This is a genomic window from Flavobacterium psychraquaticum (assembly GCF_034497725.1).
Taxonomy (GTDB): Bacteria; Bacteroidota; Bacteroidia; order Flavobacteriales; family Flavobacteriaceae; genus Flavobacterium; species Flavobacterium psychraquaticum.
Genome location: NZ_JAXKVR010000019.1, coordinates 18,896 through 35,161, shown reverse-complemented (window position 1 = coordinate 35,161; position 16,266 = coordinate 18,896). Strand labels below are relative to the sequence as shown.

Annotated in this window: 17 protein-coding genes and 1 tRNA gene; 8 read left to right on the top strand and 10 right to left on the bottom strand. The window is 33.8% G+C overall.

Annotated features, from left to right (window positions below; genetic code table 11):
• Positions 1 to 822 (bottom strand): twin-arginine translocase subunit TatC, encoded by an 822-nt coding sequence (gene tatC / locus T1L09_RS01180; protein WP_322549111.1) that lies wholly within the window; start codon positions 820 to 822, stop codon positions 1 to 3.
• On the bottom strand, positions 822 to 1,787 hold the full coding sequence (locus T1L09_RS01175; RefSeq protein WP_322549110.1) for a KpsF/GutQ family sugar-phosphate isomerase: 966 nt from the start codon (positions 1,785 to 1,787) through the stop codon (positions 822 to 824). Before T1L09_RS01175 ends, tatC begins: the two co-directional genes overlap by 1 nt.
• Before the next feature lie 85 nt (positions 1,788 to 1,872).
• On the opposite strand from T1L09_RS01175, the gene recQ reads away from it, so the two are divergent.
• On the top strand, positions 1,873 to 4,068 hold the full coding sequence (gene recQ, locus T1L09_RS01170; RefSeq protein ID WP_322549109.1) for a DNA helicase RecQ: 2,196 nt from the start codon (positions 1,873 to 1,875) through the stop codon (positions 4,066 to 4,068).
• Positions 4,069 to 4,541: 473 nt separating this feature from the next.
• On the opposite strand, the gene T1L09_RS01165 is transcribed toward recQ, so the two are convergent.
• The gene (locus T1L09_RS01165) at positions 4,542 to 4,778 is read right to left on the bottom strand and encodes a hypothetical protein (RefSeq protein ID WP_322549108.1); all 237 of its coding nucleotides are present in this window, start codon (positions 4,776 to 4,778) and stop codon (positions 4,542 to 4,544) included.
• 102 nt (positions 4,779 to 4,880) lie between these two features.
• Between T1L09_RS01165 and T1L09_RS01160 the strand changes: the two genes are divergently transcribed.
• A complete protein-coding gene (locus T1L09_RS01160) occupies positions 4,881 to 6,443 on the top strand; it encodes an NAD(P)/FAD-dependent oxidoreductase (RefSeq protein WP_322549107.1) in 1,563 nt (520 codons plus the stop codon).
• A 1-nt stretch (position 6,444) separates the two neighbouring features.
• Here T1L09_RS01160 and T1L09_RS01155 read toward each other — a convergent pair whose 3' ends face one another.
• Entirely contained in the window at positions 6,445 to 7,335 is an 891-nt protein-coding gene (locus T1L09_RS01155) for a phospholipase A (RefSeq protein ID WP_322549106.1), read from the bottom strand.
• A 71-nt stretch (positions 7,336 to 7,406) separates the two neighbouring features.
• Complete coding sequence (locus T1L09_RS01150; RefSeq protein ID WP_322549105.1) at positions 7,407 to 7,853, bottom strand: cold-shock protein; 447 nt, start codon at positions 7,851 to 7,853, stop codon at positions 7,407 to 7,409.
• Positions 7,854 to 8,157: 304 nt separating this feature from the next.
• Here T1L09_RS01150 and idi point away from each other — a divergent pair, with 304 nt between their 5' ends.
• From idi to T1L09_RS01120, 6 genes are all read left to right on the top strand, one after another.
• The gene (idi, locus tag T1L09_RS01145) at positions 8,158 to 8,685 is read left to right on the top strand and encodes an isopentenyl-diphosphate Delta-isomerase (RefSeq protein ID WP_322549104.1); all 528 of its coding nucleotides are present in this window, start codon (positions 8,158 to 8,160) and stop codon (positions 8,683 to 8,685) included.
• A gap of 63 nt (positions 8,686 to 8,748) precedes the next feature.
• Entirely contained in the window at positions 8,749 to 9,159 is a 411-nt protein-coding gene (locus T1L09_RS01140; protein ID WP_322549103.1) for a 6-pyruvoyl trahydropterin synthase family protein, read from the top strand.
• A gap of 2 nt (positions 9,160 to 9,161) precedes the next feature.
• Entirely contained in the window at positions 9,162 to 9,617 is a 456-nt protein-coding gene (locus T1L09_RS01135) for a peroxiredoxin (RefSeq protein ID WP_322549102.1), read from the top strand.
• A 133-nt stretch (positions 9,618 to 9,750) separates the two neighbouring features.
• Positions 9,751 to 10,716: a type I phosphomannose isomerase catalytic subunit gene (locus tag T1L09_RS01130; RefSeq protein ID WP_322549101.1), complete on the top strand. Its 966-nt coding sequence runs from the start codon at positions 9,751 to 9,753 to the stop codon at positions 10,714 to 10,716.
• A 57-nt stretch (positions 10,717 to 10,773) separates the two neighbouring features.
• Positions 10,774 to 11,043: a hypothetical protein gene (locus T1L09_RS01125; protein WP_322549100.1), complete on the top strand. Its 270-nt coding sequence runs from the start codon at positions 10,774 to 10,776 to the stop codon at positions 11,041 to 11,043.
• A gap of 77 nt (positions 11,044 to 11,120) precedes the next feature.
• Positions 11,121 to 11,194 (top strand) — tRNA-Thr (locus T1L09_RS01120).
• A gap of 114 nt (positions 11,195 to 11,308) precedes the next feature.
• Here T1L09_RS01120 and T1L09_RS01115 read toward each other — a convergent pair.
• The 5 genes from T1L09_RS01115 to T1L09_RS01095 all read right to left on the bottom strand — a co-directional run bounded on the left by T1L09_RS01115 (position 11,309) and on the right by T1L09_RS01095 (position 16,110).
• The gene (locus tag T1L09_RS01115; protein ID WP_322549099.1) at positions 11,309 to 12,031 is read right to left on the bottom strand and encodes a DUF4369 domain-containing protein; all 723 of its coding nucleotides are present in this window, start codon (positions 12,029 to 12,031) and stop codon (positions 11,309 to 11,311) included.
• Between the two features lie 87 nt (positions 12,032 to 12,118).
• Entirely contained in the window at positions 12,119 to 13,984 is a 1,866-nt protein-coding gene (locus T1L09_RS01110) for a M61 family metallopeptidase (protein ID WP_322549098.1), read from the bottom strand.
• 162 nt (positions 13,985 to 14,146) lie between these two features.
• Positions 14,147 to 14,428 (bottom strand): DUF2805 domain-containing protein, encoded by a 282-nt coding sequence (locus T1L09_RS01105; RefSeq protein WP_322549097.1) that lies wholly within the window; start codon positions 14,426 to 14,428, stop codon positions 14,147 to 14,149.
• A 136-nt stretch (positions 14,429 to 14,564) separates the two neighbouring features.
• Positions 14,565 to 15,167: an alpha-ketoglutarate-dependent dioxygenase AlkB family protein gene (locus tag T1L09_RS01100; RefSeq protein ID WP_322549096.1), complete on the bottom strand. Its 603-nt coding sequence runs from the start codon at positions 15,165 to 15,167 to the stop codon at positions 14,565 to 14,567.
• A 37-nt stretch (positions 15,168 to 15,204) separates the two neighbouring features.
• Positions 15,205 to 16,110, bottom strand: a complete 906-nt coding sequence (locus T1L09_RS01095) for a DMT family transporter (protein ID WP_322549095.1) — start codon at positions 16,108 to 16,110, stop codon at positions 15,205 to 15,207.
• Positions 16,111 to 16,266 lie beyond the last annotated feature (156 nt).

The window sequence follows — 16,266 nt, the reverse complement described above, 5'->3', positions numbered from 1 at the left end:
TTATTTATTTAATTTTTCATTATTTTTCACAACATAAGCACTAATAAAGATACTGATTTCATATAAAATCATAATTGGAATCGTTACGATGATTTGACTTACTACATCAGGTGGTGTAATAATAGCCGCAATAATCAACACGATAACCAAAGCGTATTTTCTGTATTTTCTTAAAAATTGGGGCGTAACTAAGCCAATTTTCGATAAGAAATAAATGATAATCGGCAATTCGAAAATTAAACCACAAGCGATTACGGATGTTTTGATCATTCCCGTATAGCTTTCTAAATTGAATTCGTTGACAATATCATTACTCACCGAGAAGGTTCCGAAGAAATAAACCGAAAGCGGAACAATTACATAGTAACCAAACAAAACGCCTATAAAGAATAACAAAGAAGAAACGATTATAAATGCTGCCGCGTTTTTTTTCTCATTAGGATACAAAGCCGGACTAATAAAGTTCCAAATTTGCCACAATACAAAAGGAAATCCTACAATAAATCCAGCAGTGAAACACGTCCAAATCATAAAGGTAACTTGGCCACTCATATTGGTATTCTGAATTTTGAAAGGCATTTCGGCATTACAAATCGCCTGATCTTCAAAATTGAAATATTGGGTTACTTGGCAAAAGAATTTATAAGTGATGAAGTCAGGATTCTTTGGTCCAAATAAAATCTCATTATAAATAAAATCACTAAAGAAAAAAGCAACTCCTGCCAATACTAAAATCACAGTGATACTTCGTACTAACAACCAACGCAATTCTTCGAGATGTTCTAAAAAGGACATTTCACCTTTACTTTTCTTTTTTGCCATTATACAATTCCTTCTTTTAAAATATCGTGTAAATGTAAAATTCCTTTGTATTCGTCCTTGTCAATTACGACCAATTGTGTAATTGAATTGTTTTCCAAAACACTTAAAGCTTCCGCAACTAAAATATTTGAATTGATATTTTTTGGATGCTTAGTCATTATGTCTTTGGCTGTTAAATCCGAAAAAGTATCACGATCGTTCAACATTCTTCGAATATCACCATCCGTAACTATTCCAATTACTATATTATTTTCGATAACTGCTGTAACTCCCAATCTTTTTTCAGAAATTTCCATAATCACCTTTTTGATTGATGCATCTGGCGTAACCATTGGTTTGTGCGTTGTGTCCAACATGTCTTTTACACGAAGCAACAATTTTTTACCTAAAGCGCCACCAGGATGATAGATGGCAAAATCTTCCGTTTTGAAGTTTCTCATTTCCATCAAACATACGGCAACAGCGTCACCAAGAACTAATTGAGCAGTTGTACTATTGGTAGGTGCTAAATTATTGGGACAAGCTTCAGCTTCCACATAAGCGTGTAAGATGTGATGCGATTCTTTTCCTAAGAATGAATTTTTATCTGCGGTCATTCCTATTAAGATGTTTCCAAAACGTTTTAATAACGGCGCCAACACTTTAATTTCGGGACTGTTGCCACTTTTCGAAATGCAAATGATAATGTCTTCGGGTTGCACCATTCCTAAATCGCCGTGAACGGCTTCTGCTGCGTGAAGAAACATTGAAGGTGTTCCGGTAGAATTTAAAGTGGCCACAATTTTCTGCGCGATTAAAGCGCTTTTTCCAATTCCAGTTACTACTAATCTTCCTTTGGTGTTGTATATCGCAGTTACACTTTTGGCAAAATCTTCATCTAAGTAATTTACTAGATTTTCAATGCTTTTGCTTTCTGATAAAAGTGTTCTTTTTGCGGTGGCTAAAATTGTTTCAGTTGTACTCAAAATAGAATAATTAAAATATTTGTATGTGTAAAAGAAAATTGTATCTTTATAATTGCAAATTTAGGTAAAATCATATTAATACAGAATGAATCCACACGAAATTGATTTACATAAAGAATTAAAAAAATATTTTGGCTTTGACCAATTTAAAGGACTTCAAGAACAAGTAGTTAAAAGTATAATTACGGGGAACAACACCTTCGTTATTATGCCTACTGGCGGTGGGAAATCATTGTGTTATCAGTTGCCAGCCTTGGTTTTAGGCGGTACTGCTATTGTGGTTTCGCCCCTTATTGCGTTGATGAAAAATCAAGTTGACGCTATTCGAAGCTTGAGTTCGGAATATGGAATCGCTCACGTATTAAATTCTTCGTTAAATAAAACAGAGGTAAATCAAGTAAAAAAAGATATCACCTCCGGAATTACTAAGCTATTATATGTTGCGCCCGAGTCTTTAACCAAAGAAGAATATTTGCAATTTCTAAATGAAGTGCCCATTTCTTTTGTAGCGATTGATGAAGCGCATTGTATCTCCGAATGGGGACACGATTTTAGACCCGAATATCGAAATTTGCGCAATATCGTGCGTCAATTAGGTGATGTTCCAATGATTGGATTGACTGCAACAGCTACGCCAAAAGTGCAAGAAGATATTTTGAAGAATTTGGACATGCCTAATGCGAATACGTTTAAAGCGTCATTCAACCGTCCAAATTTATATTATGAAGTACGTACCAAAACAAAAAATATAGAATCGGATATTATTCGATTCATAAAACAACATAAAGGGAAATCAGGTGTAATTTACTGTTTAAGTCGTAAAAAAGTGGAAGAAATTGCACACGTTTTACAGGTAAATGGTGTGAGTGCTGTTCCCTATCACGCTGGTTTAGATGCAAAAACCCGAGCTAGACATCAAGATATGTTTTTGATGGAAGATGTAGAAGTCGTTGTGGCTACTATTGCCTTCGGAATGGGAATCGATAAACCAGATGTTCGTTTTGTAATCCATCACGATATTCCAAAATCATTAGAAAGTTATTACCAAGAAACGGGTCGTGCCGGTAGAGATGGTGGCGAAGGACACTGTCTTGCTTACTATTCCTATAAAGATATTGAAAAATTAGAAAAATTCCTTGCTGGCAAACCAATTGCCGAACAAGAAATTGGCTTTGCATTGTTGCAAGAAGTCGTAGCGTATGCAGAAACTTCTATGTCGCGCCGTAAATTCTTATTACACTATTTTGGAGAAGAATTTGACGATGTAACTGGAGACGGAGCGGATATGGATGATAATGTTCGCAATCCGAAAACCAAAGTAGAAGCACAAGACCAAGTTGTTGCTTTGTTGAAAGTGGTGAAAGGAACCAAACAGTTATTTAAATCTAAAGAAGTTATCTTGGCTTTAGTCGGTAAAGTAAATGCCATTATTAAAGCACAAAAAATTGATACCCAACCTTATTTTGGAAGTGGTGCCGGTTTTGATGAAAAATACTGGATGGCTTTAACCCGTCAGGCTTTAGTAGATGGCTTAATGACTAAAGATATCGAAACTTATGGTGTTTTAAAACTTTCGAAAAAAGGAGAAGCATTTATTGAGAATCCGTCTTCTTTTATGATGTCGGAAGATCACGAATACAATGAAGAAGGTGATGAAGCAATCGTAACCGCTGCAAAAACATCAGGAACTGCAGACGAAGCTTTAATGGTAATGTTGAAAGACTTGCGTAAAAAAGAAGCTAAGAAATTAGGCGTTCCTCCTTTCGTAATTTTTCAAGATCCGTCTTTAGAAGATATGGCGTTGAAATATCCTGTTTCTATTGATGAATTGAGCAATGTTCACGGCGTAGGAGAAGGGAAAGCAAAAAAATATGGTAAGCCTTTTATTGATTTAGTCGTTCGTTATGTCGAAGAAAATGATATCATCCGTCCTGATGATTTAGTAGTGAAATCTACTGGGGCCAATTCAGGTTTGAAATTGTATATCATTCAAAATGTTGATAGAAAGTTAGCTTTAGACGATATTGCAAAAGCAAAAGGATTATCAATGGATGATTTGTTGAAAGAAATGGAACAAATCGTTTATTCAGGAACTAAATTAAACATCAAATACTGGGTCGATGATATTTTAGATGAAGAACAACAAGGTGAAATTCACGATTATTTTATGGAGTCTCAGTCTGATAAAATAGAATCAGCATTAAAAGAATTTGATGGTGACTTCGATACAGAAGAATTACGCTTAATGCGAATTAAGTTTATTAGTGAAGTAGCGAATTAGATCATAAATTTTTTTTAATAGTAAGCTATTAGAAGGCTTACAAATCTGTAGCGATAATAATCATAAATATGGCAATGGTAAAGAAAAAACATCCGATTTATATTCAAGTATTAATTCGGCTGGTTTTTTTAATTGTACCCATATTAGCTTTGTATTTCTTAGTGGTTTACAATTATAATCCTCACGAACGATGTTATGGAGATGAGCATCACCATACAATGGGACCGATGTTTGGTTTTGTTATTTATAGCGTCGCAATAGCTTTATTTTGGCTTATCGCGATAAGCTTTGAACTGATTTGGCGCCGTTTTAGTAGTAAAAAACTGAACTATCTTTTTACTGCATTGTTAGTGGTATTGATAACTTTGATGGTAATATTCTTTTTCTAAATTATAAAATATTTTGAAAGTTAAGTAATAGAAAGTATGTCAAGTTGCTTTTTTTATTCCTAAAGTGGTGCATATTTTAACTAATTAAATTTCATAAACTTCGCCGCGATGAGGTTTTAAGATATCACGAAACCTAATCATATCTTTTTCTTCTACTACTATGAAAGCGATGGCGTGCATCTCATTTATGATTTCAAAACCCGTTTTTTCTAAAGTGATTTTTTCTTCCTCTAAATATTCATTCAGATGTATATCGTGATGTTCGGCTGTTTTAGCGGCAGCTTCACCCCTAAAATCCCAAATTAATTTTATTTTACGCATATTTCATTTTTCAAACAGCCAAAGTTACAAAGTCAAGGTTCAAATTACTATTTTTGTAAAATATTTTTTTTAAAATACCCAATAATCCGAATATCGTAGAAAATGCCAAAAGAACTTTTATTTCAAGTATCGCCCGAAGTTGCTGCCAACGAAATTATGTTGAGCCAACAAGCAGCAAAATTAATTCAGGTAAGCGCCAAAGAAATTCAGAAAGTAGTGGTGTTAAAACGTTCAATCGATGCCCGTCAAAAATCGGTGAAAGTCAATATTAAAGCAAAAGTTTTTTTAATAGGCGAACCTTATACGCCTTCAATTATTGAATTACCTGATTATCCAAATGTAAGCAATAAGCAAGAAGTTATTGTTGTAGGAGCAGGTCCGGCCGGATTATTTGCTGCTTTGCAATTAATTGAATTGGGATTAAAACCGATTCTTATTGAGAGAGGTAAAGATGTACGCGGCCGTCGTCGTGATTTAAAAGCAATTAACGTTGACGGAATAGTAAATGAAGATTCAAATTATTGTTTTGGTGAAGGAGGAGCAGGAACCTATTCGGATGGAAAACTATATACGCGTTCTAAAAAACGAGGTGATATTGATCGAATTTTAGAAATTTTGGTTGGTTTTGGCGCTAATCCGGATATTATGGTAGAAGCACATCCGCACATTGGAACTAATAAATTACCTCAAATTATGCAAGATATGCGCGAGAAAATTATTTCTTGTGGTGGGATTGTTATGTTTGAAACGCGCGTTACGGATTTCGTAATTAAAAATAATGAAATGCAGGGCGTTGTGCTTAGAAACGGCGCTATAATTTCAGCAACTAAAGTTATTTTAGCCACGGGACATTCAGCTCGTGATATTTATGAATTATTGCACAGAAAAGGAGTGCAGATTGAAGCAAAGCCCTTTGCATTAGGAGTTCGAGCAGAACATCCACAAGAATTAATTGACCAAATTCAGTATTCGTGCGATTATAGAGGACAGTTTTTACCACCAGCTCCTTATTCAATAGTAAAACAAGTTAACGGACGCGGCATGTATTCGTTTTGCATGTGTCCGGGAGGAGTAATTGCACCTTGCGCTACGAGTCCGGGGGAAGTAGTAACAAATGGTTGGTCGCCTTCAAAAAGAGATCAACCCACTGCAAATTCAGGAATTGTGGTGGAATTAAAACTAGAAGATTTTAAACCTTTTGAAAAATTTGGACCGTTAGCCGGAATGGAATTTCAGAAAAGTATTGAGCAAAAGGCTTGGCATTTAGCAGGAGAAACTCAAAAAGCTCCCGCGCAAAGAATGATAGATTTTACCCAAAACAAAGTGTCCCAAAGTATTCCAAAAACGTCTTATGTACCAGGAACCACTTCTATAGAAATGGGTGAGGTTTTTCCGGGTTTCATCAGCCAAATTTTACGAGAAGGTTTTACTGAATTTGGAAAATCAATGCGTGGTTATTTAACTAATGAAGCAATTTTACACGCGCCAGAAAGTAGAACTTCGTCTCCAGTTAGAATTCCAAGAGATGCTATTTCATTAGAACATGTTCAAATAAAAGGGTTGTATCCGTGTGCAGAAGGAGCAGGTTATGCTGGTGGAATTATTTCAGCGGCTATTGATGGTGAAAAGTGTGCTATCAAAATTGCAGAAATTCTAAATAAATAAGTTACCAATTTGCAAAAGAAACGCCTAATCCAATAGTTGTTTGCTGATGATTATAATCGATCATTGTTTCGCCATAACCGCTAAAAAATTGAACATGACCTCTTAGATGTCCTTTTATCGGGAAGACATAGTTCAATTGGATACTTCCACCTTCAAGTTGATTGAAAGGATGGGTGGCAATGGCGTAAAACTCGCTACGATTGTAGCTGTAATTGATGTTTACTTCACCATTTCCAACATACTTCGTGATATTAGGATTTTCATCGTCGTCGTCAGCACTTCTAATCCATGGGTTTAAAGTGATAATCCAGTCATCGATTTGATAACCTACGTGAAAAATAATGCGGTTCCAGCTTCTAGATAGTGGCACATCACGCCCGTTAGACTGGTGGTTTAGAGCCATTCCAACCGATTTGAATTCACCTCCAAATATTCGTAATTTCACTGGATATCTCAAGATAATTTCGGGTTCATAATTAATTTCCCTAAAAGCTCTTGATGTTTGTTTGTTATAAACTTGCCAATGTGCTTTTTGAGTATAACCTACCCAAACATCACCTTTTCCTTTTAATAGCCCTTGGAAAACTTTTACTTTGAAACTTAGCTGAAATTTAGCTTCAATCGGATTATAATCTTCACCTTCAGGAACTTCGTAAGCTGGATTTTCACTAAAGGGTCTTTCGTTTGCTTTAGAAGTAACTCTTCCTGCAGTAACATAAATAGGTTTGTAAGAAACTAACCTAAATGTGCCTTTTCTGTGTAACGTATCAAGTTCCCAGTTTTGGGTGTAGGTTTTTTTTATAATGTCTAAAGTGTCTTTATTTACACTTTGAGCCATCACATTTTGAAGCGTAAAAACACATAAAAAAAGAACTATTATAATTTTCTGCATAAAATCTTAGTGTCAAAAGTAAAAAAAATCGCAGCTTATAAAAACTGCGATTTAATAAATATGTTATGAAATTATATTTTCTTAACGTTCACGGCATTCATTCCTTTAGCTCCTCTTTCTAAATCATAGGTAACTAAATTCCCTTCCTTTACATCATCAATTAAACCACTGATATGTACGAAGTATTTCTCTCCCGTTTCCACTTCTTTTATAAAACCAAAACCTTTAGAGTCATTAAAAAAGTCGATTGTTCCTCTTCTTTCTGTTGGAGCTTCATCTGATTCTGTTCTTCTTGAAACATTGATTTCAATGCTTTCCACATCAACAATAATCTTTTTAGATGGATCTGGTGGTGTATTTGTCAAATGACCATTTTCATCTACATACACATAGATGTCTTCACCAGATAACTTAGGATTAGCCTTTCTAGCTTCCTTTTTTTCTAGTTTCTCTTTTTTCTTTTTAGCTCTAAGTTTTTCTTGTTCTTTTTTGTTAAAAGTTTCTTGCGGTCTAGCCATTAAATATAAACGTAATTAAAATTAATAAATGTTTTTAAAGTAGCACAATAAATAAATTGCAACATAAATTAGAAGTATAAAACTCTTTAATTCAAAGTATTGCAACACAAAGTATGATTATTACCTACATTGCAAAGATAGTTTAAATTTTGCTTACTTGTTTTAAATTTGGCATTTACTTTTTAGTGCCACTTTTTTCTACATTATTTCATCTAAATTCAACATAAGTTAAACTTTTCACAAACGCTAAAACAGTTTCTTTATCCTTTCTTTTTTCGTATTTTTGACGTGTATATAAAAAGTTATGAAAGAAGAACAAGTAATATTGGTAAACGAACAAGACGAACCAATAGGTGTTATGAATAAAATGGAAGCACACGAAAAAGCGGTCTTGCATCGTGCCTTTTCTGTTTTTGTTTTAAATGATAAAAACGAAGTAATGCTGCAACAACGTGCGCATCATAAATATCATTCTCCTTTATTGTGGACAAATACATGTTGCAGTCATCAACGGGCTGGCGAAACTAATATTGAAGCGGGTAAACGTAGGTTGTTTGAAGAAATGGGTTTTGTTGTAGAATTGAAAGAATTATTTCATTTTATCTACAAAGCTCCTTTTGATAACGGTTTAACGGAACATGAATTGGATCACGTAATGATTGGATATTCTAATGAAACGCCAGTAATAAATCCAGACGAGGTAGAAAGTTGGAAGTGGATGACCATCGAGGCTATCAAGGAAGATATGGCACTTCATCCCGAATTATATACGGTTTGGTTTAAAATAATTTTCGACAAATTTTATCACTATTTGGAAGACCATAAACTATAAAATAAGTTTTGTGGATATAATACCTTAAGTTCTAAATTCAAACTTCTAAAATCTAAATTCAAAATGAGAGTTACCGTTTCAAGAAAAGCACATTTCAATGCTGCACATCGCTTATATCGCAAAGATTGGTCTATGGAAAAAAACCAAGCCATTTTTGGTAAATGCAACAACCCTAATTTTCACGGCCATAATTATGATTTAACTGTTTCTGTAACGGGTGAAGTCGATAAAGAAACGGGTTATGTTATGGATACTAAAGTGTTGTCCGACTTAATCAAAGAACATATTGAGGAAGCTTTTGATCATAAAAACTTGAACGAAGATGTTCCTGAATTTAAAGATTTGAATCCTACAGCCGAGCATATTGCTTATATTATTTGGCATAAACTTCGTGTTTTAATTGATGTTTCAATTGATTTAGAAATTACGTTATATGAAACGGCACGTAATTTTGTAACCTATAAAGGCGAATAATTATGGCAATTCAAATAGGCGATCAGCTACCGCATTTTAAAGCGATCCAACAAGATGGAAATGCTTTTGATACCGTGTTAATTCAACAAAAACCAGTAGTAATTTACTTTTACCCAAAAGATTTTACACCAGGTTGCACCACGCAAGCTTGCAGTTTTAGAGATGCATACCAAGATTTTCAAGATTTAGGAGCCGAAGTAATTGGCATAAGTGGCGACTCTGCAAGTTCGCATCAAGATTTTCAGAAAAAGCACAATTTACCTTTTATTTTACTTTCAGATTCCGATCGAAAGTTGCGTAAATTATTCGGAGTTCCCACGGCGCTCTTTGGATTAGTTCCGGGTCGTGTTACTTATGTTTTTGATGCTTCGGGTAAATGTATCTATATTTTCGACAGCATTAGTGCCAAAAATCACATTACAAAAGCATTACAAGTACTAAAAAAGAGCGTTGCTTAGGACCGAATGGTTCGGGCATTATTTGGTTTCCTTATTCCTGCTGTCCGTCATAGTCCCGAAAAAAAATCGGGAGCTATTGACTCCCATCAGGGGTAGTTAGCTTTTTTTTTCGCATATTTGTATTCTTATTTAAATGAAAATGAAGTTTTATCCATTAACTTTTACACCAATATTAAAAGACCGCATTTGGGGCGGAACCAAATTGAAAACTTATCTAAACAAACCTATAGTTTCTGAAACTACGGGCGAAAGTTGGGAGATTTCAACCGTTCCCGGAGATATAAGTGTTGTTAATAACGGTGTTTTAGAAGGTAAAAACATTAACGAAATTATTGCTTTATTTCCGCAAGAAATTTTAGGAAAATCAGTAATCGAGCGTTTTGGAAACGAATTTCCATTATTGTTTAAGTTTATTGATGCCAAAGAAGATTTATCGATTCAATTGCATCCTAATGACGAACTAGCAAAGAAGCGTCATAATTCCTTCGGGAAAACCGAAATGTGGTATGTGATGCAAGCGGATGAGGCTTCCCGTTTAATCGTGGGGATGAAAAATGAAGTCACACAGTCCGATTATTTGCATTATTTAGAAAACAATAAAATACTTGCTCTATTAGACGAATATTCCGTTCATAAAGGAGATGTCTTTTTTTTAGAAACGGGAACCATTCACGCCATTGGAGCAGGAGTAGTTTTGGCAGAAATTCAACAAACTAGTGATATCACTTATCGTATTTATGATTGGGATCGTGTGGATGCTTCGGGTAAAAAACGAGAATTACATACCGATCTTGCGCTAGAGGCTATCAATTATAAGCCAACCGATTCGAAGATTGTGTATAAAGAAAAAGCGGATAATTCTGTAAACCTTGTCAATTGTCCTTATTTTTCTACTGCTATTATTGCAGTGCACGAAAATTATGCGTGGAAGCGCACAAAAGATGCTTTTACGGTTTTAATGTGTACCAATGGACAGTTTGAATTAATTTTAAATGGCGAAATAAATTGCTACAGAATGGGCGATACGATATTAATTCCGGCTTGTATCACTGGATTTATACTAAAAGGGAAAGCCACCTTGTTAGAAATTTCGATATAATTTGCTAAGTACAAAATATATTGTGTAATTTTGCACAGAATTTTAAAATATAAAGAAATGGCAAGCGTTAAAAACTTGAAAAAAGAAATCAACTACGTTTTAGGTGATATTGTAAACATCGTTTACATCTGGGAAATGACTAATGGAGGAAAACCTACAGAGACATCTGATATTTTAGTTGACAACATTTACGAAACTTTTGATTCTTTAATGACAAGAGCTAATCAAAAAGATGTTGAAAATAAAAAAGCACATTTTAAACAAATTCGTAAAGAATACGAAGAAGCTGCTAATCAATTTGTTGCGAAAATAAACGAATTAAACTAGAAAAAAGTTTGAAAAAAGTGCAAATAATGTTTGGAAATTAGAATTTCAGTCTTATATTTGCACTCGGAATTTGAGTTGCCAGCGTAGCTCAGCTGGCTAGAGCAGCTGATTTGTAATCAGCAGGTCGTGGGTTCGAGTCCCTCCGCCGGCTCAAATGTAAAACCATCACTTAACAGTGGTGGTTTTTTCGTTTGCATCAATTTTTAAAATTTGGCACAAAAAAAACTACAACTTTTGGCTGTAGTTTTTAAAGATAGGTTTTTTGTTATTTCTTTTCTGTTGCTTTTCTTTCTTTTAAAAAATCAGTAAATATTTTCCCATATTTAGATTTAGCTACATTGGGCTTCATACTTTTTTGAATAGTGTCTAAGTAGCTTATGTTAATATCTGCAATTTCAGAAAGCGCTAAATAAGGCGCTAAGGCAAAATCTCCGTGCGTGGCGGCAAAATGGGCAGTGTATCTGTATTTTCTCTTTAAAAGTCTTTGATAGGCCGTTTCAATGCTGTCTGTTGCGGTTGCGTTCGGTTTTAATTCATTCTTTAAACGTTTTTCTATTAAAATTAAGTTTTCATCATTAAAACGATTGCCTATTTCTTTGTATTCCATCCACAAATCGTGATTTTTTGAACCTGTCACTTTAGCATCTGCAAAGAATTGTTTTAAAGTAGTTTCAATTGTAATATTCCCTGGTTCCGCAAAAAACGGCAAACTGTTATCGATAGAATTAGTTTGTCCACGATCTAAAGACAAATATAAAATTTCTGGACTATTTAATTTAATATGACTTTCAAATTTAGAAACGCCACTAATAATAATGCTGTCAATTACAATTACTGTAGTATCTTCGATTTTTTGAAGATATAGTTTACCTTGACTTAATCCTTTTACGTCGCCGGTGATGTGAACATTTGCATCTGCAACGGTTTCTTTCTTTTCGCAAGAAGCTAATACTACTAGTGCAAGTAGTGCTAAAGCTATTTTTTTCATTGGTTATTTGTTTTGAGTGCGCAAAGTAAATAAAAAATCCTCAAAATACTAAGTACTTTGAGGATTCTAATAACTATTTTAATAAGATTAACCTCTTAACCAAGCTTCTCGCACTGCTTTTTTGGCGTTGTCTGTAGCTTGATAGCCCTCTTGTTTTTCTTTTGGCATCATAACTTTACCTTTTAAAATTTGTTCTTTGCCGTCTCGTTTAATTTTTACGGTAATCGCTTCACCATCTTTCCAATTCATACTAGACAAAATCATGTCGTAAATGTTGTCTAAATTGTAATTTTTGTCATTAATAGCTAAAATTATATCATTATTCTTAATGCCTAATGTAGTCATAAAAACGTTTAAGTCAATTTCTGGCAGAATAACTATTTCTTTAGTATTAGGATTTACTGTAATGTAAGGTTGCGTTTGATCTTTTAAAAATGGATTTCCAGTGATTTCAATTGTAGTTTCTGTTACGCCCATTTTATTAAAATAGAATTCATACGGAATCGGGGTTTCGCCTGAAACGTGCTTGTTTAAAAATAGACCAATTTCCGGGTAGGTTAATTCTGTAATTTTAGCAAATAATTCGTTGTCTTTAAATGCTTTGTTAGCTCCGTATTCCTTTGATAAATCTTGCATTAAATTTAAGATTCCTCTTTTTCCATTACTACTTTCACGCATTTGAATATCAATACACATAGCAATTAAAGCACCTTTTTGATAAACATTCAAATATTGATCTTTGTACGGTGCATCAAAAACGTTTTTACTCATTTTAGTAAAACTCATGTTATCATTCAATTGGCGAGCTTGCGCAATTTTCCCTGCCATTCTTTCAAAAAAATCATTTTCATCAATTAATCCTTGATTTACTTGGAATAAATTTGCGAAATATTCAGTAACACCTTCATACATCCATAAATGTTCTGACATTTGTGGATTATTGAAATCGAAATCCTGAATTTCGTTAGAATGAACCGTTAATGGCGTAACAATATGAAAAAATTCGTGTGAAACGACATCTTTTAATTGTTCTTGTAACATTTCTAAATTCATTGCTTCTGGCATTACTACCGTAGTTGATGTTGGATGTTCTAACGCGCCGAATCCTTTAGCATCGTTAGTTTTCATATCAGATAAATACAATAAAATTGCATATTTTTTCGTCGCATTTATGGGCCCTAAGAAACGTTTTTGAGCTTTCATCATCGTTTCCATGTTTGGTGTAATCTGTTTTGCCGTATATTTTCCGGTTGGCGAATAAACACTAATAATGATTTCCATATCATCTACCATAAATGAAGTGAAATCAGGTTTTGAATACATAATTGGCATTTCAACTAAGCTAGCATATTTAGGCATAATAAAAACATCAGAAGTATCGCTTTTATCGGCATCTGTCATTGCAGAAACGCCTAATAAATTAGCCGGATGTTTCACCGTTAATTTGTATGGTGTAGCTTCTTTTCCTTTGAAATAACCTATAAATCCGTGTGTGTTTAATACGAAATTTACGCCTTCATTGATATTTGTTCCTGCAGGAGAAAATACGTCTTCGCTTTCGCCAAACCCGGCACCAGTTTCAGTATCAAATGTATCATTTACTAAATAAGTAACTTTGGTTAGTTTTTTAGCATCATAAATAACATACGTATTTTCATCAGTTTTTGCTATTTTTAAATTTCCTCCTTTACTGTCAAAAGCTTTTACATTTTCAACAAAACGCCCATAATTATCCTCAGAATAGGTTCCAGGAACTGTTTTTGGGATGTGAAATGTCGCTGTTTCTGATGTAAAAGAAGGCGTAAGAATAGTTACGACTACTTTATCCTCTTTTACATTAATTAAATCGATTGTTACATCAACATCTTTTATTACAGTTGCAACTGCATTTTGAGTTGAATTACAACTCCACAAAATCCCCGCTACCGCAAGGGAAAGAATTATTTTTCTCATTATATATAAATTGAATTAATTATTAGTAGAAAAATAGAACTGTTTGTTACAGTCAAATTTTAGCGACTACAATAATTCGATTTGGAATCATATTGAAAGCGTCCTTTTTGGAGTTAAAAATTTGAATAAAAAAATAACTCTTGCGAAACAAGAGTTATTTTTTTATTCAAATTTATCTTTAAAGTAATATTTGCTATCTAAATCATCGTCTTCCAATTTGCTGTACTTGATGGGTTTGGGTTTGGGTTTACTCGAAATTGCTTTTTTCTTCCAAATTTCAAATTCTTTTTCGGATAATCGTTTGTACATTAAGTCAGTAATGTCGTGCTCGGTTAATCCAAACTCATTTTTCAATACTTCAAAAGGTTTTTTTTCCTTTTGCGCCATAACTACAACTCGTTCAATTGTTTGGTTGTCTAATTCTGAAATTTTCTTGTTTTTCATCAGATGAATTCTATTTCTTTTTTTTAAAGGTTTTATGCATCAATATTACAGAAAAAATTGCTTCAAAAAACATTTTTATTGTTTTTTTTCAATATTTTAAAAAAACGAATTATAATTGGTTTTTTTTAAAAAATTATTATAAAATTGTTCTAAACGTTAAATTTATGCGACTTTTTTTAGGTTTTGTAGCTTTAGGAATTTGGTGCTTGTAATGGATTTGACTGCCTTCTTTCATCACTATTAAGCTTCCATGGTTTAAATTTAATGCTATTTTTTGATTTTTATCGCTTAGGTGTTTTATTTGAAAGATACGATCTTCACCAAAACTAACGGATGCGATTATGGGATTTTTCCCTAATTCTTTTTCATTATCAGCGTGCCATCCGTTGCTGTCTTTTTCGTTTCTGTATAGGTTGGCTAAGACTGTTGTGAAATTTTGATTTATAGATTTTTCTACTTCGTTTTTAATGTGCATTATTGTATGATTCCATGGATTTGGATGCATTGTTATGCCTGAATAGGAGTATGGTTTTCCTTCGTTTCCAAATAGACACGTTAATCGAGGTTGGAATATTTTCTTGCCAAATAACGTAATTTCATCATGTTGCCAAGGCGTTTCGGTTTTTAATTTTTCAAATAAGAAATCGGCTTCTTTTTTCGAAAAAAAATTGGGATAAAATTCAAAAACGGCATCCGATAAGGGGAGCGTTATTTTTTCTTTGGGGAATAAATTAAGCATAAAAAAAGCGATGTTATACACCGCTAATTTACTACTTTTATTTCTTTTTAAGATTGATATTCATGATGACTATCGCTAAAATGATTAAGACAATTCCAAACCATTGAATAAATAGCACCGGTTCTTTTAAAAGCACATAAGCCATCATTACAGATACTGGTAATTCTAAAGATGAAACGATGCTTCCCAGCCCAATTCCGGTTTGAGGAAACCCTGCATTTAATAACATCGGTGGAATAATTGTACCAAAAAGCGCTAATATAATTCCCCATTTAGCGAAAATTTCGAAATTAAACGGTGTAACTTGTGTGATCATTCCAAACGTAAAAACGATTACCGCACCGCCCAAAAGCATGTACAAACTTCGTTGTGCCGATGAAATTTCTAAAGCAACTTTGTTCGCAGTGAACATGGTTGTCGTAAAGGAAGTTGCTGCAAGCAAACCAAACATTAGCCCTAATGGCCAGTTGTTGGTTGTGTCATTAAAGTTGATTTCAAAGATGTTGATGGCTAAAGCAGTTCCAATCAAGACAATAATTACTGAAATTATTTTTTGTTGTGAAGGCGCTTTTTTATCTAAAAACCATTCTAATAAGACGCCCATCCAAACGGTTTGCATTAACATGACAATTCCGATAGATACGGGAATGTATTTTACGGCTAAATAATAAAATAAACTCGTCATTCCTAGCGAAGTCCCGGCCAACATCAATTGAAAAATGTTTTTTGAACTGGCCTTAAGAGCCGTATTTTTATTTTTTATTTTCTGGAATAAATTAATTAGTAAAATTCCAATGATTCCATAGATGAATTGCGAAGTCGTTACTTCAGCTGTGGTGAATTCTTCTTGATAAGCTAGTTTTACAAAAGTGGCTAACATTCCGTAGCTGGTGGCGCCCAATGCTACTAAAAATACACCTTTGAAGATATTATTGTTTGACATAATCTAAATTTTTAAGGGGCGCAAATATAGGGAATTTGATTGGAATTAGTGCAATGGTTGGGAATAGGTTTTTTTGAAGTTTTGTTTCGAAGTCGGGAGACTTCGAAGAGCGATGTTTTTTTGTAAGTTTTGTTTCGAAGTCGGGAGGCTTCGAAG

Bases quoted from the DNA above. Each gene is read 5' to 3' on its own strand.
- tatC (WP_322549111.1), bottom strand. From the start codon at position 822: ATGGCAAAAAAGAAAAGTAAAGGTGAAATGTCCTTTTTAGAACATCTC.
- recQ (WP_322549109.1), top strand. From the start codon at position 1,873: ATGAATCCACACGAAATTGATTTACATAAAGAATTAAAAAAATATTTT.
- T1L09_RS01165 (WP_322549108.1), bottom strand. From the start codon at position 4,778: ATGCGTAAAATAAAATTAATTTGGGATTTTAGGGGTGAAGCTGCCGCT.
- T1L09_RS01160 (WP_322549107.1), top strand. From the start codon at position 4,881: ATGCCAAAAGAACTTTTATTTCAAGTATCGCCCGAAGTTGCTGCCAAC.
- T1L09_RS01155 (WP_322549106.1), bottom strand. From the start codon at position 7,335: ATGCAGAAAATTATAATAGTTCTTTTTTTATGTGTTTTTACGCTTCAA.
- T1L09_RS01150 (WP_322549105.1), bottom strand. From the start codon at position 7,853: ATGGCTAGACCGCAAGAAACTTTTAACAAAAAAGAACAAGAAAAACTT.
- idi (WP_322549104.1), top strand. From the start codon at position 8,158: ATGAAAGAAGAACAAGTAATATTGGTAAACGAACAAGACGAACCAATA.
- T1L09_RS01140 (WP_322549103.1), top strand. From the start codon at position 8,749: ATGAGAGTTACCGTTTCAAGAAAAGCACATTTCAATGCTGCACATCGC.
- T1L09_RS01135 (WP_322549102.1), top strand. From the start codon at position 9,162: ATGGCAATTCAAATAGGCGATCAGCTACCGCATTTTAAAGCGATCCAA.
- T1L09_RS01130 (WP_322549101.1), top strand. From the start codon at position 9,751: ATGAAAATGAAGTTTTATCCATTAACTTTTACACCAATATTAAAAGAC.
- T1L09_RS01125 (WP_322549100.1), top strand. From the start codon at position 10,774: ATGGCAAGCGTTAAAAACTTGAAAAAAGAAATCAACTACGTTTTAGGT.
- T1L09_RS01115 (WP_322549099.1), bottom strand. From the start codon at position 12,031: ATGAAAAAAATAGCTTTAGCACTACTTGCACTAGTAGTATTAGCTTCT.
- T1L09_RS01110 (WP_322549098.1), bottom strand. From the start codon at position 13,984: ATGAGAAAAATAATTCTTTCCCTTGCGGTAGCGGGGATTTTGTGGAGT.
- T1L09_RS01105 (WP_322549097.1), bottom strand. From the start codon at position 14,428: ATGAAAAACAAGAAAATTTCAGAATTAGACAACCAAACAATTGAACGA.
- T1L09_RS01100 (WP_322549096.1), bottom strand. From the start codon at position 15,167: ATGCTTAATTTATTCCCCAAAGAAAAAATAACGCTCCCCTTATCGGAT.
- T1L09_RS01095 (WP_322549095.1), bottom strand. From the start codon at position 16,110: ATGTCAAACAATAATATCTTCAAAGGTGTATTTTTAGTAGCATTGGGC.